Origin of the sequence: Sphingomonas sp. Leaf33, from assembly GCF_001421785.1 — a bacterium.
In the GTDB taxonomy this organism is placed as follows: Bacteria; Pseudomonadota; Alphaproteobacteria; order Sphingomonadales; family Sphingomonadaceae; genus Sphingomonas.
In genome coordinates, this window is the sequence record NZ_LMLB01000001.1 from 244,885 (window position 1) to 265,191 (window position 20,307).

General features: G+C 68.5%; 17 protein-coding genes and 1 pseudogene. 6 read left to right on the forward strand and 12 right to left on the reverse strand.

Annotated elements, in window-relative coordinates; all coding sequences use genetic code 11:
• Window positions 1-44: 44 nt before the first annotated feature.
• Window positions 45-677, forward strand: coding sequence for a M48 family metallopeptidase (locus ASE86_RS01265; RefSeq protein ID WP_056426414.1), 633 nt, complete (start codon window positions 45-47; stop codon window positions 675-677).
• On the opposite strand, the gene ASE86_RS01270 is transcribed toward ASE86_RS01265, so the two are convergent.
• The 6 genes and pseudogenes from ASE86_RS01270 to ASE86_RS01295 form a co-directional block, all read right to left on the reverse strand.
• Window positions 650-2,794: a transglycosylase domain-containing protein gene (locus ASE86_RS01270; protein WP_056421707.1), complete on the reverse strand. Its 2,145-nt coding sequence runs from the start codon at window positions 2,792-2,794 to the stop codon at window positions 650-652. The genes ASE86_RS01265 and ASE86_RS01270 overlap by 28 nt on opposite strands.
• 65 nt (window positions 2,795-2,859) lie before the next feature.
• Window positions 2,860-3,258, reverse strand: coding sequence for a peptide-methionine (R)-S-oxide reductase MsrB (msrB, locus tag ASE86_RS01275; RefSeq protein ID WP_056421708.1), 399 nt, complete (start codon window positions 3,256-3,258; stop codon window positions 2,860-2,862).
• Window positions 3,259-3,290: 32 nt separating this feature from the next.
• On the reverse strand, window positions 3,291-4,370 hold the full coding sequence (locus ASE86_RS01280; protein WP_056421709.1) for an NAD(P)/FAD-dependent oxidoreductase: 1,080 nt from the start codon (window positions 4,368-4,370) through the stop codon (window positions 3,291-3,293).
• Entirely contained in the window at window positions 4,349-5,038 is a 690-nt protein-coding gene (locus ASE86_RS01285) for a methyltransferase domain-containing protein (protein WP_056421710.1), read from the reverse strand. The genes ASE86_RS01280 and ASE86_RS01285 overlap by 22 nt, the downstream gene beginning before the upstream one ends.
• A pseudogene (locus ASE86_RS01290) lies at window positions 5,035-6,090 on the reverse strand (type III polyketide synthase); the annotation flags it as partial. The pseudogene ASE86_RS01290 and the gene ASE86_RS01285, both read right to left, overlap by 4 nt.
• 16 nt (window positions 6,091-6,106) lie before the next feature.
• Entirely contained in the window at window positions 6,107-6,721 is a 615-nt protein-coding gene (locus ASE86_RS01295) for a class I SAM-dependent methyltransferase (protein WP_056421712.1), read from the reverse strand.
• 186 nt (window positions 6,722-6,907) lie between these two features.
• Between ASE86_RS01295 and ASE86_RS01300 the strand changes: the two genes are divergently transcribed.
• Window positions 6,908-8,158 (forward strand): MFS transporter, encoded by a 1,251-nt coding sequence (locus ASE86_RS01300; RefSeq protein WP_056426417.1) that lies wholly within the window; start codon window positions 6,908-6,910, stop codon window positions 8,156-8,158.
• On the opposite strand, the gene ASE86_RS01305 is transcribed toward ASE86_RS01300, so the two are convergent.
• Window positions 8,127-10,427, reverse strand: a complete 2,301-nt coding sequence (locus ASE86_RS01305; protein WP_056421713.1) for a CDC48 family AAA ATPase — start codon at window positions 10,425-10,427, stop codon at window positions 8,127-8,129. The genes ASE86_RS01300 and ASE86_RS01305 overlap by 32 nt on opposite strands.
• Window positions 10,428-10,762: 335 nt before the next feature.
• Between ASE86_RS01305 and ASE86_RS01310 the strand changes: the two genes are divergently transcribed.
• Window positions 10,763-11,647 carry a LysR substrate-binding domain-containing protein gene (locus ASE86_RS01310; protein WP_056421714.1) on the forward strand — a complete coding sequence of 295 codons (885 nt, stop codon included), beginning with the start codon at window positions 10,763-10,765 and terminating at the stop codon, window positions 11,645-11,647.
• A 177-nt stretch (window positions 11,648-11,824) separates the two neighbouring features.
• Here ASE86_RS01310 and ASE86_RS01315 read toward each other — a convergent pair whose 3' ends face one another.
• Window positions 11,825-12,259 (reverse strand): peptidylprolyl isomerase, encoded by a 435-nt coding sequence (locus ASE86_RS01315; protein ID WP_082441813.1) that lies wholly within the window; start codon window positions 12,257-12,259, stop codon window positions 11,825-11,827.
• A 195-nt stretch (window positions 12,260-12,454) separates the two neighbouring features.
• Between ASE86_RS01315 and mgtE the strand changes: the two genes are divergently transcribed.
• Both mgtE and ASE86_RS01325 read left to right on the forward strand, forming a co-directional pair.
• Window positions 12,455-13,858: a magnesium transporter gene (mgtE, locus tag ASE86_RS01320; protein ID WP_056421716.1), complete on the forward strand. Its 1,404-nt coding sequence runs from the start codon at window positions 12,455-12,457 to the stop codon at window positions 13,856-13,858.
• Window positions 13,859-13,874: 16 nt separating this feature from the next.
• Complete coding sequence (locus ASE86_RS01325) at window positions 13,875-14,282, forward strand: DUF1489 family protein (protein ID WP_056421717.1); 408 nt, start codon at window positions 13,875-13,877, stop codon at window positions 14,280-14,282.
• 31 nt (window positions 14,283-14,313) lie between these two features.
• On the opposite strand, the gene ASE86_RS01330 is transcribed toward ASE86_RS01325, so the two are convergent.
• The 4 genes from ASE86_RS01330 to ASE86_RS01345 are packed head-to-tail and all read right to left on the reverse strand — an operon-like array spanning window position 14,314 to window position 17,823.
• Window positions 14,314-14,775 (reverse strand): dihydrofolate reductase, encoded by a 462-nt coding sequence (locus tag ASE86_RS01330; RefSeq protein ID WP_056421718.1) that lies wholly within the window; start codon window positions 14,773-14,775, stop codon window positions 14,314-14,316.
• Complete coding sequence (gene mutS, locus ASE86_RS01335; RefSeq protein ID WP_056426419.1) at window positions 14,772-17,339, reverse strand: DNA mismatch repair protein MutS; 2,568 nt, start codon at window positions 17,337-17,339, stop codon at window positions 14,772-14,774. The genes ASE86_RS01330 and mutS overlap by 4 nt, the downstream gene beginning before the upstream one ends.
• A gap of 27 nt (window positions 17,340-17,366) precedes the next feature.
• Window positions 17,367-17,648, reverse strand: a complete 282-nt coding sequence (locus ASE86_RS01340; protein ID WP_056421719.1) for a type II toxin-antitoxin system RelE/ParE family toxin — start codon at window positions 17,646-17,648, stop codon at window positions 17,367-17,369.
• Window positions 17,641-17,823, reverse strand: a complete 183-nt coding sequence (locus ASE86_RS01345; protein ID WP_056421720.1) for a hypothetical protein — start codon at window positions 17,821-17,823, stop codon at window positions 17,641-17,643. Before ASE86_RS01345 ends, ASE86_RS01340 begins: the two co-directional genes overlap by 8 nt.
• Before the next feature lie 173 nt (window positions 17,824-17,996).
• Between ASE86_RS01345 and ASE86_RS01350 the strand changes: the two genes are divergently transcribed.
• Window positions 17,997-20,261 carry an NADP-dependent malic enzyme gene (locus ASE86_RS01350; RefSeq protein WP_056421721.1) on the forward strand — a complete coding sequence of 755 codons (2,265 nt, stop codon included), beginning with the start codon at window positions 17,997-17,999 and terminating at the stop codon, window positions 20,259-20,261.
• Window positions 20,262-20,307: the final 46 nt, after the last annotated feature.

Below are 20,307 nucleotides of genomic sequence, written 5' to 3' on the forward strand. Positions count from 1 at the left end.
GCGCCGCCGACGTCGAGGTCGTCCGCCACCCGCGCGCACGACGGATGAAACTGGCGTTCGACCCGGCGAGCGGCCGCGTGCGACTGGTGCTGCCGACCCGCGCGAAACTGGCGGTCGGTCTGGCATGGGTCGAGGAACATCGCGGCTGGATCGCACAGCAGCAGGCGAAGCTGCCCCAGGGACAGCCGTTCGAGCCCGGCGCGGTCATTCCGATCGGCAGTGACGATGTCACGCTGGTATGGGACGAAACGGCCCCGCGGACCCCTCGGTTGGCCGACGCGCGGCTGATGGTCGGCGGCCCGCGCGACGGGTTCGAGGGCCGCGTGCTGCGCTGGTTGCGGCGTGAGGCGCTGCGGGTGCTGTCGATCGAAACCGCCGAGTATGCCGCTCGGGCCGGCGTCACCGTCAGCGCGGTCGGGGTCGGCGATACGCGGTCGCGGTGGGGCAGTTGCGCGTCATCGGGTGCGATCCGCTATAGCTGGCGGCTGATCCTGGCGCCCGCGGCCGTGCGGCGCGCGACCGTCGCGCATGAGGTCGCGCACCGTGTGCATATGAACCATTCGCCGGCCTTCCACGCGCTCGTCGCCGAATTGTACGGGCGCGACCCAACGCCCGAACGCCGATGGCTGAAGACCAACGGCGCCCGGCTTCACTGGTTCGGTCGCACCGGTTCCTGATCGCGCTGGACTGGGGCCGCCGCTTCACGTGGAGCATCGCCCCGGCGCTGCGGCGGCAGGTCGCGGGCATCGCGCGGCGGCGTGCGACCGGTGACGCGATCGAGCCAGTCCTGGTCGAGCCGCTGCTGTTCGGCATCGGGGTCGCCGGTGTTCGGCGGCGGCGGTACGTCGTCGTCGCCTGGCGGTTGCTGTTCGCCGGTCGCCTCGGGCGGGACCGGGTTGCCGTCGGCATCGACGAAGGCGCCGGCATCGGCATTGCCGTAATAGGCCTCGTCATCCGGTTCGAGCTGCCAGTCGGGCAGGGTGACCTGCGTATCAAACTGTTCGACCGGGCGATTGGCGACCGCCTGGCGCATGAAGCCGGCGAATGCGCGGGCGGGGGCGGTCCCGCCTTGCAGGCCGGGGATCGTCTTCGCGTCGTCGCGGCCCATCCATACGCCGGTGGTCAGCCCGCTGGAGAAGCCCAGGAACCAGCCGTCCTTGTTCGACGTGGTCGTGCCGGTCTTGCCCGCGACCGGCCGGCCGATCTGCGCGGCGCGCGCGGTGCCGGTGTTGACCGCGGTCTGGAGCAGGTCGGTCATCTGCGCGGCGACCTGCGGAGAGACGAGCACGCGGCTGGTATCGACCTGATGCTGGTAGATGACCTGGTTGTTCGCGGTCACGCGGGTGATGCCGTAGGGCGTCACCGCCACCCCCTTTTGCGAAATGCTGGCAAAGGCGCGGGTCATGTCGATCAGGCGGACATCGCTGGTTCCCAGCACCATCGACGGCTGCGTGTTGATCGGCGTGGTGATGCCGAAGCGGCGCGCCATGTCGGCGACGGTGCCGAAACCGACCTCCAGACCCAGCTTTGCCGCGATCGTGTTGATCGAATAGGCAAAGGCGGTGCGCAGGTCGATCGTGCCGGAAAAGCGGCGCGAGGAATTGCGCGGACTCCACCCCTCGATCGTGACGGGTTCGTCGACGACCTGGTCGTCGGGCTTCCGCCCCGCCTCCAGCGCGGCGAGGTAGACGAACAGCTTGAACGCAGAACCGGGCTGGCGCGTCGCCTGGGTCGCACGGTTGTAGATCGAGGCGACATAATCCTTGCCGCCGACCATCGCGCGGACTTCGCCACCGCGGTCGAGCGCGACGAGCGCACCCTGCGCGCCGCCGGGCGTGTTGGCGCGGATCGCGGCGTCGGCGGCGCGCTGCATCGACAGGTCGAGCGTCGTCCACACCTCCAGCGGCTCGACCGTCTCGTCGATCAGCATCTCCAGCTGCGGCAGCGCCCAGTCGGTGAAATAGCGCACCGAATTCTGCATCGGCTCGGGCGCCAGCTTGACCGCCTTGATGTCGTCGGATGTCACGTCTGCCGCGCCAGGGACGCCCTGGCGCTGCATCAGGCGCAGCACCACGCGCCCGCGATCGACCGCGGCGGAGGCGTCCGCAGTCGGCGAATAGTTGCTCGGCGCCTTCACCAAGCCGGCGATGATCGCGGATTCGGGGAGCGTCAGGCTGGTCGCGGGATGGCCGAAGAACTTTCGGCTGGCGGCGTCGATCCCGTACGCGCCGCCGCCGAAATACGCCTTGTTCAGGTACAGCTCGAGGATCTGGTCCTTGGTAAACTTTCGCTCCAGCGCCAGCGCCAGAATGCCCTCGCGCACCTTGCGGCCGTAGGAGCGGTTGGACGTCAGGAACACGTTGCGCGCCAGCTGCTGGGTAATGGTCGAGACGCCCGCAACCCGTTTGTCGCGTTCGAAGCTGACCTGGACGCCGCGCGCGATGCCGACGGGATCGATGCCGACGTGGCTGTAGAACCGCCGATCCTCGACCGCGACCATGGCATCGCGCATCGGTTCGGGGATCTGCGAATAGGGAATCCACTCGCCATAGCTCGGCCCGAGCGACACGATAACCGTGCCGTCGGCGGCATGAACTCGGATCATCTGCCCGTTGGGCGACGACTTCAGCGTATCGAAGCTCGGCAGCGACCCGCGCGCGGTGTAGACCGCGATGACCAGCGCGATAATCGCCAACACCGCCGTCGTCAGGCCGATGGCGACCGTCCACTTGAGGATACGGCGCCAGCGGGGGGGCTGTTTGGCGGCGGTGCGGGTGCGGGGACGTTGAGCCATCGGTTTATGGCTCAAGCGATTACGCGCTTAGCGAACCCTGAACAAGCGTCCCCGCCGTGCGGCGATCAGTCGCCGCGCGGATGAAAATCGAGCGCGACCGAATTGATGCAATAGCGAAGGCCCGTCGGCGGCGGGCCGTCGGGGAAGACATGGCCCTGATGCCCGTCGCAGGCGGCGCAGCGGACCTCGACCCGGCGCATCCCGTGGCTGACATCACTGTGCTCGCTGATCGCGTCCGGGGACGCCGGCTGGGTGAAGCTGGGCCAGCCCGACCCGGAGTCATATTTGTCGTCGCTGTCGAACAGCGCAGTGCCGCAGCCGGCGCAGACATAGACGCCGTCCGCCTTGTTGATGTCGTACTTGCCGGCGAACGCACGCTCCGTGCCCGCTTCGCGCAGGACGTGATATTGTTCGGGGGTCAGCTTCTGGCGCCATTCGGCGTCGGACAGGGTCACATGTTCCATGACGGCCGATGTGTGGAGCGGGGGCGGACTCGTCAATGCCCCGGGTGCGTGATCCGCGTAAGTCGTGCCGCCAGGCGGGCGAGGCCGGGGATGGGCACGCCCGCCAGCAACAGGCGGGTGCCCAGCCGGTGGTCGGCGGCGGCGCGGATCAGTCCGGCAGCGGCGAGCGGGCGTGCCGCGCGGCGGGCGAAGCCGTGCTGATAGTCGGCCGCCGATGTCCCTGCCGCAATCGCCTGCGCCGCCATGACCCCGCTTGCCAGCGCGATGCCGATGCCTTCGCCGGCCAGCGACGGGATGACCGCGGCCTGGTCGCCCAGTCGGTACACATCGTCGATCGTCGTCGCGGTGCGCCAGCCATAGGGCACGTTGGCGATGGCATCGATCGGTGCGGCGGGGTCGAGCGTGGCCAGACGATCGGCCACCAACGGACTTTCGTCGGCGATCGCGCGCAGCAGCGCGGCCGGATCGCCCGCGGCCTGCAATCGCGACCGGGCGACCGCCATGCAGAAATTGGCGCTGCCGTCCTCCTGCACGGCAAGCCCCGCATAGCCGCCGTCGAACAGATGGAGCTCGATCGCATCGCCGATAGCGGGCGATGCGGGCAGGCGAACGCGTATGCCGAGGATCGGGTCGGGATCGGCCACGGCATCGCGCGTGCTGCCGCGCAGGTCGTGCTTGCCGGTCGCGAGCAGGACTGCATCGCCGGTGACGCTGGCGCCGTCGCCCAGCCGCGCGGTGCGGCCCTCGAGCGCACGGATGGTCACGCCGCGCTCGATCCCGACGCCCAGCGCAGCGGCGCGGGCGAGCAGCAGCGTGTCGAGCCGCGCGCGCGAGACGGCACGGGCCGGGGCGGGGAGGGGGGCTTCGGCCGTGCGCGTCCCCACGCACAGACGGACGCGCGTGATCGTGTTCGGGTTGAGAGCGTCGGGCGCGATCCCCAGCCGATCGACCGCGGCCAGCGTCTGCCAGCTCAGGAATCCGCCGCACAATGCGTCGGGCACGTCGCGCGCGCGGTCGAGAATGGTCGCGCGGATACCGTGCGTCGCCAGTGCGATCGCGGCGGCCGCCCCCGCCGGGCCACCGCCCAGGATCAGCGCCGGCGGTCGACGCATAGCCGGAACGGGAAAACGCGATGGACGCGGGCGTGCGTGATACCGGCCTCGGCCAGGATCGGCACCCACTCGCCCGGGCGATAGCTGCGCGCGATCGACAGATGACCATCGTGGCGGACGATGCGGTGCCAGCGGAAGAGCCGTGCCAGCCACGGCCAGGCGGCATAGGCGAACGCATGGCGGTGCAGGTCGTTGACCAGCCACCCGCGCCGCGCCTCGCTGTCCATGAACCGCAGGAAGGCGACGAGCTGGTCGCGGGTCATGTGATGCGCGACCAGGCTGGAGAGGACGACGTCCCAGCCTTCGCCGGCCAGATCGGCATAGTCGCCGGTGCGATAGTCGATGGTCGAACCGGCCGGTGTATGCGCCTGCGCCGCGGGCACGCTCGACGGGTTGAGGTCGATCCCGACCAGCTCGACCGCGATACCGCGCCTGGCCGCCCAGCGCGCGATGCGGCGGAGCATGTCGCCGTCGCCGAACCCGACGTCGAGGATCTTCATGGAAGTCGCGCCGCGCGACATCGCATCAAGGAAGGCGAGCGTCGGCCGGGCTGCCAGCGTTACCGTGTTGACCTGCGCCAGGTCGGCCAGCACCGCGGTATAATCGGCGACCGGCAGGTCGGGCGCGTCCATCAGCTCTTCGGCCTGCGCCCGAACCGCCAGCGTCATGCGCTGTGGAACCCGAAGCCTTCGGCGACGAGGCCGGGGCCGAAGGCGAGTGCCACGCCGCGCGCCATCGGGCGGTCGATCATCCGGGCGAGCACGAACATGAGCGTCGCCGACGACATATTCCCGAAATCGCGCAGCACCGCGCGCGAGTCGGCCAGTGCCGCATCAGGCAGGGCGAAGGCGTTTGCCACTGCATCCAGGATCGATCGGCCGCCGGCATGAATGGCCCAGGCATCGATCGTTCGCGGGTCGCGTCCGCCGGTCGCGGCGCTCGCGAAGCCGGGATCGGCCAGCCCCGCTGCGATCCGCGCGGGGACTTCGCCCGACAGATGCATCGCAAAACCGCGGTCGGTGATGTCCCAGCGAATGAGCGCGTCCGAGTCCGGCAGCGTGGTCGCAAACGGCGTGTCGATCGCGAGCCCCGCGGCATCCGCGGTGACCAGCGCGGCGGCGGCGCCGTCACCGAACTGGAGCATCGCCAGCAGCGGCTCGACTTCGTCGACGGCTTGCAGGTGCAGCGTCGACAGCTCGACCGTGACGACCAGCACGCGTGCGGCGGGGTCTGACCGGACGATGTGCCGGGCGCTGCGCAGCGCGGTGATCGCGGCATAACACCCCATGAACCCGACCAGCAACCGTTCGACCGAGGCGTCGAGGCCCAGGGCGACCGCGATCCGCTGATCGATGCCGGGTGCCACGAACCCGGTGCAGCTGGCGACGACCAAGTGGGTGATCCCGCTCAGGTCGGCGCGCGTGGACAGGTCGGCAATGGCGCGGAGAGCCAGCGCAGGGGCCGCTTCGGCATAGATCGCCATGCGCGCGGCGGTACCGGGAAGGACGGCGTCGGCATAGAACCCGTCGTCGGCGACCGGCGATCCGCCGGTGAGCGTCGGCGGCAGGACGGACCAGCGGTGCGTGATGCCCGAGCGGGTCGCCATGCGGGCGAACACAGCGCTCGTGCGCGGATCGGTCAGCCGCCGTGCGGCCCAGTCGATGAAGGCGTGGTGGATGTCGTGATCGGGAACAGCGGTCCCGATCGCAGCGATATATGCCGTGGTTGCCGTAAAATCAGTCCTTCCACGCCCACCAGAGCTGCGCCGGGGGCACGTTCCACCATTCCATCGCCTGATCGATGCGCTCGAAATGCGGCGTAAGGAAGTTCTTCACGCGCGGATTGAACTGATAGACCAGAAAGGCGCCACCAGGACGGATGACACGGTGGGTCGCCGCGGCGATCGTTTCGCCGACACCCGGCGGCAGGGTCGAGAAGGGCAGGCCCGACAGCACGAAATCGGCTGATTCCGCACCATGGTCCGCCACGATCTGTCCGACATCCGCCGCCGAGCCATGGACCGCCGAGAAGCGGGAATCGCGGATGCCGTCGCGCAGATAGTCGACGAAATCGGGGTTGGTATCGATCGCGATCAGCTGCGCATCGGGCGCCAGCCGGTCGAGGATCGGGCCGCAAAAGGTGCCGACGCCGGGGCCGTATTCGACGAAGACTTTGCAGTTCGCCCAGTCGACGGGGGCGAGCATCCGCGAGATCAGCCGGTCCGACGATGGCATCACCGACCCGACCATCACCGGATGCTTCAGGAAACCGCGGAAGAACATACCCCATGGGGAAGGTCGGCCGGCATGGCGCTTTCGCGCGCGCACTGCGGTCGTGGCCGAAGAGTTCATGGAAATCCCTGTAAGCAACCAGATGTCGGGCAGCGTGCGTTGCAAGTTTGGCGGCAGTTTGCAAGCACATGCGTACGATTGCGAAGCGCGCAGGGCGGGGAAAGGTTGCGCAGCCGCGACCATCCGACCAAGCTGGCGTGCGTGACGCCTATCCGCCCCGCCCGCCTCGACCGCACCTTCGGCCTGATGTTCGCGGTGATGCTGGTGATCGCGGCGGGCAATACCGCGCTGCAGTCCGTGCTGCCCGCGCTCGGCCGGTCGCTGAGGGTCGCCGACAGTGCGGTGGCGGCGGCATTCTCGGTATCCGCGCTCGCCTGGGTGGTGTGCGCGCCGTTGTGGGCGAACCGGTCGGACCGCTACGGCCGGCGAACGATGGTGGTGGTGGGACTTGCCGGCTTCACCGCATCGCTCGGCATCTGCGGGTTTTTCCTGATGGCGGGGATTAACGGGTGGATCGGCGGAACGGCAGCGTTTGCGGCCTTCGTCGTCGGGCGGATGCTGTACGGCATCTTCGGGTCCGCCGCGCCGCCGGCGGTGCAGGCGATCGTCGCGGGGCGCACCACGCGCGAAGAACGAACGCGTGCGCTGGCGCTGCTGGCCTCCGCCTTCGGCCTTGGCACCATCCTGGGGCCGGCGATCGCGCCTTATCTGGTGGTCGGCCATGTCGGACGGGTGCAGATCGGGCTGGCCGGCCCGGCCTTCTTCGCGGTCCTGATCGGTGCGGCGATGCTGGCGATGGTGGCGTGCATCCTGCCGCGCGACAGCCTGGGCGGGCATGGCGCGGCATCGGCCTATCCCTCGATCGGCGGCCAGCCGACCGGGGCGAGCGTGACCGCCGCCACCGCCGCACCGGGCGAGCGCGTCGGCTATTTCGACCCGCGCATCCGCGTGTGGGTCATCGTCGGGCTGGTCATGGGTCATGCCCAGGCGATGACCGGCCAGGCGATCGGCTTCCTGGTCATCGACCGGCTGGGCCTGCCGCCGGTGGAGGCATTGCAGCCGACCGGGCTGGTGCTGATAATGGGCGCGGGCGCCGCACTGCTGGTGCAATGGGGGCTGATCCCGCTGCTCGATCTGCGTCCCCGCGCGCTGGTGACGATCGGGCTGGTCGTCGCGGGCGTCGGCTGCGTCGCCACCGGCATGGCGACGACACTCTACGGCATCGCGACCGGCTATGCGCTGGCGGCGATGGGGTTCGGCTTCGTGCGGCCGGGCTATACCGCCGGATCGTCGCTTGCGGTGGGCGCCGACGCGCAAGGATCGGTCGCGGGCAAGATCACGTCGGTCAACGGCGCGTCGTTCGTACTCGGCCCGTCGATCGGTGTCGGGCTGTACGAACTGTCGCGGCCGCTGCCGTATCTGACGGCAGCGGCCGCGCTTGTCGTGCTGTTCGTCTATGCGGTCGTCACTCTGCGCCCTTCGGCCCGCGACCTTTGAGCGAGCCCGGCGTTATGAAACCGAGCGGCTGAATCGCCACCGCATCCTGCTTCAGCCGCGCCGACATCGCCCGGTAATCCTCTTCCATCTCGGGCGTGACCGACGCGCGCGATTCGGCAAGCGCAGCCTCGAAATCGGCCATGGTGACATGGATCGCGGAGCGCGAGCGCCGGATCGCGGTCAGGCCTGCGCGGCGAACCACGTCCTCCAGGTCCGCACCGGTGAAGTGATCCGTGCGCCGTGCGACTTGCGCCAGATCGACATCCGGGTCGAGCGGCATCTTGCCGGTCTGGATCCGCAGGATTCGCTCGCGCCCCGCGGCATCGGGCACGCCGACGTAGATCAGTTCGTCGAACCGCCCGGGGCGCAACAGCGCGGGATCGATCAGGTTCGGGCGGTTGGTCGCGCCGATCAGCACGACAGATTGCAGCTCCTCCAGCCCGTCCATCTCGGCCAGGATGGTATTCACGACGCGTTCGGTCACCTGCGGCTCGCCCGCCCCGCTGCCGCGCGCAGGCACCAGCGAATCGAGTTCGTCGATGAAGACGATGCACGGTGCCACCTGGCGTGCGCGGGCGAACAGGCGGGCGATCTGCTGTTCGCTCTCGCCATACCATTTGCTCAGCAGGTCGGACGATTTGGCGGCGATGAAATTCGCCTCCGCCTCGCGCGCGACCGCCTTGGCCAGCAGGGTCTTGCCGGTGCCGGGCGGGCCGTAGAGCAGGAACCCCTTGGCCGGGCGGATGCCCAGGCGCCGGAAGGCGTCCGGATCCTTCAGCGGCAGCTCGACACCTTCCTTCAGCTTGTCCTGCGCCTCGTCCAGGCCGCCGACGTCGCCCCAGCGGACGGTCGGCGCCTGCACCATCACTTCGCGCATGGCGGACGGCTGGACGCGCTTCAGCGCTTCCATGAAGTCGTCGCGGCTGACCGACAGCGTGTCGAGTACGTCGGCGGGAATGCTGCGATCCTCGAGATTGAGACGCGGCATGATCCGCCGCACCGCCTCGATCGCCGCCTCGCGGACCAGCGCCGCCATGTCGGCGCCGACGAAACCGTGGGTGGTGCGCGCCAGTTCGTCCAGGTCGACGCCTTCGCCCAACGGCATACCGCGGGTGTGAATCCCTAGGATCTCGCGGCGTCCGCGCTGGTCGGGCACGCCGATGACGATCTCGCGATCGAACCGGCCGGGACGGCGCAACGCCTCGTCGATCGCTTCCGGGCGGTTGGTCGCGGCGATGATGACGATGTTCGCGCGCGCTTCCAGCCCGTCCATGACGGTCAGCAGCTGCGCGACCAGGCGCTTCTCGGCCTCGCCCTGCACGCGGTCGCGCTTGGGCGCGATCGAATCGATCTCGTCGATGAACACGATCGACGGCGCGTTGGCGCTCGCTTCCTCGAACACTTCGCGCAGGCGCTTCTCTGACTCGCCATAGGCCGAACCCATGATCTCGGGACCGTTGATCAGGTAGAAGTTGGCGTCCGATTCGTTGGCGACCGCGCGCGCCAGGCGCGTCTTGCCGGTGCCGGGCGGCCCGTGGAGCAGCACACCCTTGGGCGGATCTACGCCCAGCCGCTGGAACAGCTCTGGATACCGCAACGGCAGCTCGACCATCTCGCGCAACTGGTCGATGGTCGAGGCCATGCCGCCCAGATCGTCGTAGGTCACGTCGGCGCGGCGCGATTCCTTGGGCTCCTCGTAATCGGCGCGCAGGTCGATCTCGGTATTCTCGTCGACGTGGACGATGCCCTTGGGCACCGTCGACACCACCGCCATGCGGATTTCCTGAAGCGCATAGGCGGGCGCATTCAGCATCTGGGCGATGTTCGGCGGCAGGTCGCCGCCGGCGACGCGCTGCTGCCCGACCGTCGCCACGGTGTCGCCGGCGCACAGCGGGCGGCCGATAAAACTGCGCTTTAAAGCGGCGGGATGGCCCTGAAGACGGACGTTTTTTGCTGCGGGTGCGAAGATGACGCGAGCCGCAGGCTTCGATTCGCCGCGGCGCACCTCGACGAAGTCCCCTGATCCGACCCCGGCATTGGCGCGTTGCAGGCCGTCGATGCGCAGGATCTCCAGACCCTCGTCCTCGGCATAGGGGAGTACCGCCCGAGCAGGCGTCACGCGCTTGCCGACGATCTCGATCACGTCGCCCTGCGCGATTCCCAGCGCCGCCATCATCGACCGCGGTATGTGCGCGAGGCCGCGTCCCGAATCCTCGGGACGGGCGTTTGCCACCTGCAGCTTGCGGGTCGGTGTCTCGTCGTCGGCCATCCGGCCCCTCCCTGTCGTCGCGCCTAGCGTCGGAAAGCGCGTGAGATAGGAAGCCGGTTCCGGTCGTGCGAGGGGCACGACCGCGGTCCGTCATCGCCCTGTCGCTAAGTAGGGATAGGCCTTGCGTCTTCGACGGGCAAAAAAATGGCCGACCCCCGCAGGGACCGGCCGGAAAGTTTTAGGAGAGGATGCCTGAAAGGCCTGCCCTATGTGCGGCGCAGCAGGTCGTTGTGCAAGTGCGAAAGAAAACGTTTGAGTTGCAATTTTTGCAACTGTGATACCGGTTACACGTGCAACTTTGACAAACGGGGTTGGTGCAATGCACAATTCGTCTCATGCGTAGGCTGCCGCCCCTGACCGCGATCGAAGCATTCGTCCAGGTCGCGCGCCTGGGATCGATCAAGGCTGCGGCGGAGGAACTGGCACTGTCGTCGCCCGCGCTCAGCCGGCGCGTGCAGGCGCTGGAGCGGTTCATCGGCAAGCCGCTATTCGAACGCCGGCACCAGGCGCTGAAGCTCAATGCGGATGGCGAACGCCTGTTGCAGGGTATCGCACCCGCGCTCGACACCATGTCGGACGCGGTGGAGGCGATGACCAGCGGCGTCGAACTGCTGCGCCTGCGCCTGGGTGTGCTGCCGCTTTTCGCGACGCAGCGCCTGTTGCCGCGGCTGGGCGAACTGAGGCGACGTCATCCCGAACTGCATCTGGATGTCGACACCGGCGGGCACGGCACGACGCGCCTGGGCGACGGGCTGGACGCGGCCATCGTCATCTCGCGCGAGATCGATCCGACGCTGTATGCCCGACGCCTCGACCGCAACCGCGTCTATGTGATCGGCCATCGCTCGCTGCTTGAGGGCCCGAGCCCTGTCACGCGCCCGACCCAGATGAACGGACTGACCGTGCTGCTGCACCGCGACATGCCCGAGACGTTCAGCGAATGGCGCGCCGCGGCGGGCTATCCGACGCTGGAGCCGCTGGCGTTCGACTATTTCGATTCGGGGTCGCTGATGCTGGAGGCCGCCGCACAAGGGCTGGGCGTCGCCTTCATGCTCGAATCGCATTACGAGGCCGCGCACGACAGCCGGCTGGTGCAGCTGTTCGGGATCACCGTCGAAAGCGACTACAGCTACTGGTTCGTCTGCCGCCCGCGCGCGCTCCAGACGCGGCCGGTCCGGTTGTTTCACGACTGGTTGGTGGAGACGGTGGCAGCGGATTAGCGGCGCTAATCCGCGTCGCGGCCACCGTTTCCGGCCGGCGTGCGGAGCACGACCGACGACGCGGCTTTGCCGCGTCGCTACCCTCAAACCTATAAAGCGGCGTGGCAAAGCCACGCCGTCGGTCGTCGCTCGCGCGACGCCGGCCGGCGCGGGTGGCCGAGCCGGCGATTAACGGCGTTACTCGCCTGCAACCCGCGCAGTCACGATCTTCCCCGGCTTTGCCGGCGGCTCGCCCTTCGGCAGCGCGTCGACCGCGTCCATGCCGTCGATCACTTCGCCCCAGACGGTGTACTGCCCATCGAGGAACGTCGCGTCGTCCAGGCAGATGAAGAACTGCGAATTCGCGCTGTTCGGGTCCATCGTGCGCGCCATCGAGCAGACGCCACGGACGTGCGGCTCGCGGCTGAATTCGGCCTTCAGGTCGGGCAGCTTCGACCCGCCGGTGCCGCGGCCCGAGGGGTCGCCGCCCTGCGCCATGAAGCCGTCGATCACGCGGTGGAAGACGACGCCGTCATAGAAGCCGTCGTTGGCGAGCGTCGTGATGCGCTCGACATGGCCCGGCGCCAGGTCGGGGCGCAGACGGATCGTCACGTCGCCCGTGTCGAGCGTCATGGTCAGGGTGTCGGCCACGGAAATTCTCCTAAAGTCAGTCAGGTCAGGCCCCGCCCCTAGGCGTCTCGACCATGGGTGGCAATGTCGTGGCGATCACGCGCCGTCGGGCGCCACCGGCGTTTTTGCGCTGACAAGTGCCGTCGCGCAGGGCTAAGCGCCGTAACGTCAGCACGCAGCACAGCCGGGAGGGCGGGGATGAGCGAAACCGAACTTGCCCAGGCGGCACCCGAGGATACCGGCGAGCTGGACGAGGACGATCGGCTGAAACCGGAATTCGTTCGCGCCGTGCTCGACGCGGTGGATGCCGGCGACGTCGAGCGCGCGCGCGAGCTGGTCGAGCCGCTGCACCCCGCCGACATCGCCGACCTGTTCGAGCTGACCGGGCACGATGCCCGCGCAAAGCTCGCCCACGCGCTCCACGACCTGGTCGACGCCGACGTGTTCGCGGAAATGAACGATTACGTCCGCGAGGACCTGATCGACGCGCTGGAGCCGCAGGAAGTCGCCGAGCTGGCAGCCGAGCTCGATACCGACGACGCGGTCGCGATCATCGAGGACCTGGACGCCGACGAGCAGCGCGAAGTGCTGCGCGCGATGGAGCCCGACGATCGCGCCGCGATCGAGGAGGCGCTGAGCTATCCGGAGGAATCCGCCGGTCGCCTGATGCAGCGCGAGCTGATCGCGGTGCCCGAACATTGGACGATCGGCGACGCGATCGACTATCTGCGCCGCAACGACGACCTGACGACCGATTTCTGGGAGATCTTCGTCGTCGATTCGCGGCACAAGCCGATCGGGACGCTGCAACTGTCATGGCTGCTGCGCACGCCGCGGGGCATCGCCATCGCCGACGTCATGAAGCGCGAACAGACGCTGATCCCGGTCGACATGGACCAGGAAGAAGTCGCGCTCCGCTTCCAGAAATATGCGCTGATCTCCGCCGCGGTGGTCGATCTGAGCGGGCGGCTGGTCGGCATGATTACGGTCGACGACATCGTCCACATCGTCCAGGCCGAAGCGGGCGAGGACGCGCTGCTGCTGTCGGGTGCGGGCGACGGCGACATCAACGAACCGATCCGCCTGACGGTGCGCACGCGCCTGACGTGGCTGCTCATCAACCTGCCGACCGCGATGATCGCCGCGACCATCGTCGGCCTGTTCGACGAACGGATCGCAAAGTTCGCCGTTCTGGCGCAGCTGATGGGGATCGTTAGCGGGATGGGCGGCAATGCCGGCACGCAGACGCTGGCCGTGGTCGTTCGCGCGATCGCGACCAACCAGCTGACCAGTTCGAACACGGTGCGCATGATCCTGCGCGAACTGCGCATCGCCGCCAGCAACGGCACCGCACTAGGCCTGCTGGTCGGGGCGGGGGCGTATCTGTGGTTCGGCAACGCGAGTCTGGCGATCGTCTTCGGACTGGCGCTGTTCATCAACAACATCGTCGCGGGGCTGGCCGGCGTGCTGGTGCCGGTGACGCTCGACCGGATGGACGTCGACCCCGCGGTCGCGTCGTCGGTGTTCGTGACGACGTGCACCGATTCGCTCGGCTTCTTCACCTTCCTGGGGCTTGCCGCCTTGTGGGGGCTGGGGGGCTGACCCACATCGGACGGCCATGCCGCTCCATCTGACCAAGGTCGCCTTCGGCCACGATTCCCTCCCTTCGCTGGAGGAACGCGCACGATTGCGGGCGGCGGAGGGTATCGGCCTGCTGCTGACGACGCGCTACCTGCCTAAGCGTCACGAGGAGATCGTCGGGCAGGGCTCGCTGTACTGGATCATCAAGCACCAGCTGGTCGCCCGCTCGCCGATCATCGGCTTCGGCGAAGCGGAGGGCGGACGCGTCGCGATCCGGCTGGGTCGCGAACTGATCCCGGTCCAGCCGCGCGGCAAGCGCGCGCACCAGGGCTGGCGCTATCTGGAGGACGCCGATGCGCCGGCCGACCTGGGCGGCGGCGCGGAAGGGCTCGCGGCGATGCCGGCGACGCTGGTCGGCAAGCTGAGCGAGCTGGCGCTGATCTAGGCTGTATCCGCTGCGATACTGGGTCGACGGACTAACCGCGGACCAGCGTTACGAAACTGTACCCGTCATGGTCTTCGCGCGCGGCCTCGCGCCAGCCTTCGAACGGTGGCACCACCGCATCGCCTGTGGGCGTCGCATGGACTTCGGTCAGTTCGATCCGAGTCGCAGCGTTCAAAAACAGTGCGAAGACTTCCGCACCGCCGATCACCGCCACTTCCGGCACGTCACCGGCAAGCGCCAGCGCTTCCTCCCGCGTATGCGCGACTTCGGCGCCGTCGGCTGACCAGCTTCGGTCGCGGGTCAGGACGATGTGGCGGCGGCCGGGCAGGGGCGCGGGGAAACTCACGAAAGTCTTGCGGCCCATGACCATCGGCTTGCCCAGCGTCATCGCCTTGAAGCGCTTCAGGTCGGCGGGGATGCGCCACGGCAGGTCGCCGTCGACGCCGATGACGCCATTCGTTGCGCGGGCGAGATAGAAGACGATGTCGGTCATGCCAGCAGCCCCTTCAGCCGATAGAGCGCGTCGAGCGCCTCGCGCGGGGACAGCGCATCGACATCCAGGTTGCCGAGTTCCGCGCGCAGGTCGTCGACCGTCTCTTCCTCGGCTTGTGCGGCGGCGGCGAACAGCGGCAGGTCGTCGAGGCCCGCGGCGATCCCGCCCGTTTTGGCACGGCCCGCCTCCAGCTTGTCGAGCACCGCCTTGGCGCGCTTGATCGTGACCGGCGGCAGGCCGGCAAGGCGCGCGACGGCCAGGCCGTAGCTGCGGTCTGCGGGACCTTCGGCGACTTCGTGCAGCAGCACCAGGTCCCCCTTCCACTCGCGCGCACGGACGTGGTGGAGGGTCAGGGCGTCGCAGCGTTCGGCCAGCCGCGTCAGCTCGTGGTAATGCGTCGCGAACAGGCAGCGGCAGCGGTTATCCTCGTGGATCGCCTCGACCACCGCCCAGGCGATCGCGAGGCCGTCATAGGTCGATGTGCCCCGGCCGACCTCGTCGAGGATCACGAAGCTGCGCGGTGTCGCCTGTGCCAGGATCGCGGCCGTCTCCACCATCTCGACCATGAACGTCGATCGCCCGCGCGCGAGATTGTCCGACGCGCCGACGCGGCTGAACAGGCGATCGACCAGGCCCAATGTCGCACGGGTCGCGGGCACGAAGCTGCCGGCCTGCGCGAGCACCGCGATCAGCGCGTTCTGGCGCAGGAAGGTCGATTTGCCGCCCATGTTGGGACCGGTGACGAGCCACAGGCGCGAATCGGGCGACAGGCGGCAATCGTTGGCGACGAAGCGGCCGCCCGATTTCGCCACTGCGCTTTCGACGACCGGGTGGCGCCCGCCCTCGACCTCGAAACAGGCGTGATCGACCAGCACGGGCCGCGTCCAGCCGCCTTCGCTCGCGCGTTCCGCCAACCCGGCGGCGACGTCGATCCGCGCAAGCGCGTCGGCGGTGCGGGCGATGGCCTCGCGGTCGGTCAGCGCCGCGGCGGTGAGGTCTTCGAGATGCGAGGCCTCCGCGGCAAGCGCGTGGGCGCCGGCCTGGCTGACCCGGATCGCGACGTCATGCAGCTCGGGCGCGTTGAAGCGGACGACGCCGGCCAGTGTCTGGCGGTGGGTGAAGCCGCTGCCCTCCGTCATCAGCGGATCGGCCGAGCGCGCGGGCACTTCGATGTGGTAACCGAGCACGCCGTTGTGGCGAATCTTCAGTGCCGTGATGCCGGTCGACGCGCGATACTGCGCCTCCAGCGTGGCGATCGCCCGCCGCCCGCCGGCGCCCGCATCGCGCAGATCGTCGAGTGCGGCGTCATAGCCGGCCGCGATGTATCCGCCTTGCGCGGCATCGACCGGCGGGCTCGGCACCAGTGCGCGTTGCAGCAGGTCGATCAGGGCACCGTGACCGCGCAGCGCCGGCGCAAGCTGTCGAAGAAGATCCGGCGCGTCTGTAATCTTGTCGAGGCTTTCGCCCAGCCGCCACGCCCCGTCGAGCCCGTCGCGCAATTGCCCCAGGTCGCGCGGGCTGCCGCGTCCCGCCGCGATCCGACCCAGCGCACGACCGATATCGGGCAGCGCCCTGAGCGCGCCGCGCACCCGGTCGCGCGTGCCCGCATCGTCATGGAACCACGCGACCGTCGCCAGTCGTGCCTCGACGCTCGTCCGGTCCATCAGCGGCGCGGCCAGGTCCTGCCCCAGCAAGCGCGCGCCCGCGCCGGTCATCGTGCGATCGACCGCGTCGAGTAGCGAGCCTTGCCGGCCGCCACCTTGGCTCGCGCAGATCTCCAGGCTGTCGCGCGTCGCCGCATCGATCGCCATCGTGGCGGTCGACTGGACGACCCGCGGCGGGCGCAGGAAGGGTAGCGCCCCCTTGGCGGTGTGGTCGAGATAGGCGACCAGCCCACCCGCTGCGGCGAGCCCTGCGCGCCCGATCGTCCCGAACCCGTCGAGCGTCGCGACGCCGTGCAGCGTTTTCAGCCGATCCTCGCCGCGCGCGCTGTCGAAGTCGTGGCGGGGCCGGTGCCCGGTCGCGGGCGCCGCCGATCCTTCCGCCGCGATGACTTCCGCCGCACCCAGCCGGGCGAGATCGGCCGACAGATTGGCGCGGTCGCTTTCGATGACGACGAAGTCACCGGTCGAGATATCCGCCGCGGCGATCGCGAAGCCGCCCGCCGCTTCCCCCACCGCCGCGCACCAGTTGGCGCTGCGCGCGTCGAGCAGCGCTTCCTCGGTCAGCGTGCCCGCGGTGACGACGCGCACGATCGCACGGCCGACCAGCGCCTTCGACCCACGGGCCTTCTTGGCCTGTTCAGGCGTCTCGGTCTGCTCCGCGATGGCGACGCGGTGGCCGGCCTTGATGAGGCGCTGGAGGTAGGCGGTCGCGGCGTGGACGGGGACACCGCACATCGGAATCGGCTGTCCGTCATGCTCGCCGCGCGCGGTCAGCGCGATGTCGAGCACGCCGCTGGCGATCTTGGCATCGTCGAAGAACAGCTCGAAGAAATCGCCCATGCGGTAGAACAGCAGGCAATCCTCGGACTCGGCCTTCAGCGCAAGATATTGCGCCATCATCGGGGTGGGTGCGGCGGTCATGCGGGGTCAGTCTGCAAACGGGCGGCGGCGGCCGTGGCGGATGGATCGGATGAAGACCGTATCGTCTTCAATTGTGTACGAAATGACATAGGGTGGGACGGTTGCCACTTCGCGGTGTTCCGGAACGGCAGCAGGGCGTCCACGATGCGGGAAGTCGCGCAAGTTTTCACCTGCGAGGATCAGCCTTGTGCGATATCGCTCCGCGGCTGCCGGATCGTGACGTTCGATGTACGCGATGGCTTCGTCCAGATCGTCAAGTGCGGCAACCCGCCAGATGACGTCAGCCATCCTGCGCGGCGAGCCATTCTCGGAAAGGTCGACGATCGTCGGTGCCCCAGGTCATCAACCACCGCGAGACGACGGCATGACTAACGCCGATACCGGCCGCCAGATCTGCCTTCGCCTTCACGATTTCGGCGGCATCGGTGTCGGGTCCGGGCGCGATGGCAGGATCGTGCTTCATGGCGAGGGATATAGCCATCGCCGTGCCAACTGGCTAGCAGACACGCTCTGTGCGGATTTCCGCCCATTCCTCTCGACGCGCGACCGGCAACCCCCGCCTTCCCCCTACGGCAAGCCCGGTTCCCTTATCCGCCCTCGCGCCGTAAGACGGGCGCGAGCCAGGAGAGGAACCGCATGTCCGACGAAGCCGAAACCAGCGTCCAGTTTTCCGAGCGTGAGGCGCTGCGGTTCCATTCCGAAGGACGCCCCGGCAAGATCGAGATCATCGCGTCGAAACCGCTGACGACGCAGCGCGACCTAAGTCTCGCCTATTCCCCCGGCGTCGCGGTGCCGGTGCAGGCGATCGCCGACGATCCCGCGACTGCTTATGATTACACCGCCAAGGGCAATCTGGTCGCCGTCATCTCCAACGGCACCGCGATCCTGGGCATGGGCAATCTGGGTGCGCTCGCCTCCAAGCCGGTGATGGAGGGCAAGGCGGTGCTCTTCAAGCGCTTCGCCGATGTCGATGCGATCGATATCGAGCTGAAAACCGAGGACGTCGATCGCATCATCGACGCGGTCGAACTGATGGAGCCGAGCTTCGGCGGCATCAACCTGGAGGACATCAAGGCGCCGGAATGCTTCATCATCGAGCAGACCTTGCGCGAGCGGATGAACATCCCGGTATTCCATGACGACCAGCACGGCACCGCGATCATCGTCGCGGCGGGCCTCATCAACGCCTGCCTGCTGACCAACCGCAAGCTCGGCGACATCCGCGTCGTCGTGAACGGCGCGGGCGCGGCCGCCATAGCCTGTACAGAACTGATCAAGGCGATGGGCGTGCGCAACAATAACGTCCTGATGTGCGACCGCACCGGGGTCATCACCCCCGATCGCGACGGCATCAACCAGTGGCAGTCGGCGCATGCCACCGCGACCGACGCCAAGACCCTGACGCAAGCGCTGGTCGGCGCCGACGTGTTCCTGGGGCTGTCGGCCGCCGGCGCGCTGAAGCCCGAGATGGTCAAGGACATGGCGCCGTCGCCGATCATCTTCGCGATGGCCAACCCGGAACCGGAAATCCGCCCCGAACTCGCCAAGGCGGCGCGGCCCGACTGCATCATCGCGACCGGCCGGTCCGACTATCCGAACCAGGTCAACAACGTGCTCGGCTTCCCGTTCATCTTCCGCGGTGCGCTGGACGTGCGTGCGACCGGCATCGACGATTCGATGAAGATCGCTGCGGCCCAGGCGATCGCCGAACTGGCGCGCGACCGCGTGCCGGAGGAAGTCGCGGCGGCCTACGGTGTGCGCCACGTCTTCGGGCCCGAATACATCATCCCCGCACCGTTCGACCCGCGGCTGATGGAAGTCGTGTCGATGGCGGTCGCCAGGGCGGCGATGGACGCAGGACTCGCGACCAAGCCGATCGCCGACATGGAAGCGTATCGCCAGTCGCTGCGCGCCCGGCTCAACCCGACCACTTCGGTCCTCAGCCTCGCGTACGAAGGCGCGCGCGCGCATCCGAAGCGGGTGCTGTTCGCGGAAGGGGAAGAGGAAGTCGTGCTGCGCGCGGCGATCGCGTTCCGCGAAGGCGGATACGGGACGCCGGTGCTGGTCGGGCGCGACGACGTGCACGACCGCCTGCGTGCGCTCGGCGTCGAGGATCCGAGCGTGTACGAGGTCCACAACAGCCGCAATTCGCCGCTCGTGCCAAGGATGGTCGAGTTCCTCTACGCCCGCCTGCAACGCCGCGGATACCTGCGCCGCGATGTTGAGCGGATGATCAACCAGGACCGCAATATCTTCGGCTCGGCGCTGCTCCAGCTGGGCGAGGCCGATGCGATGATCACCGGCATCACCCGCACCTGGGCAGTGTCGATGCGCGAAGTGAAGCGCGTGATCGATGCCGAGGCGGGGCGCACGCCGTTCGGCGTCCATGTGCTGGTCGGACAGAGCCACACCGTCTTCATCGCCGATACGACCGTCAACGAACGCCCGACCGCGGAACAGCTCGCCGATTTCGCCGAACAGACCGCAGCGGTCGCGCGGCGGATGGGGCATGAACCGCGCGTCGCGTTCCTCAGTTACTCGACGTTCGGCAACCCCAAGGGCGCGTTCCTCGACAACATCCGCGATGCGGTATCAGTGCTCGACGGGCGCGATGTCGGCTTCGAATATGAAGGCGAGATGCCGCCCGACGTCGCGCTGAACCCGAAGCAGATGGCGAATTATCCGTTCGCGCGGCTGTCGGGCCCCGCCAACGTGTTGATCATGCCGGGGCTTCAGTCGGCGCACATCGCCGCCAAGCTGCTGCGCGAGCTCGGGGGCGAAGCGGTGATCGGCCCGATGCTGCTCGGCATGGAAAAGCCGGTGCAGATCGCGCCGATGACCTCGACCGCCAGCGAGCTGGTGACGCTGGCGGTGCTGGCTGCGGGCGGCATCGCGCGCTGAGGAAGCCGTGCCGTGCCGTGCCGCCCATGGTCGGCGGCACGGCACG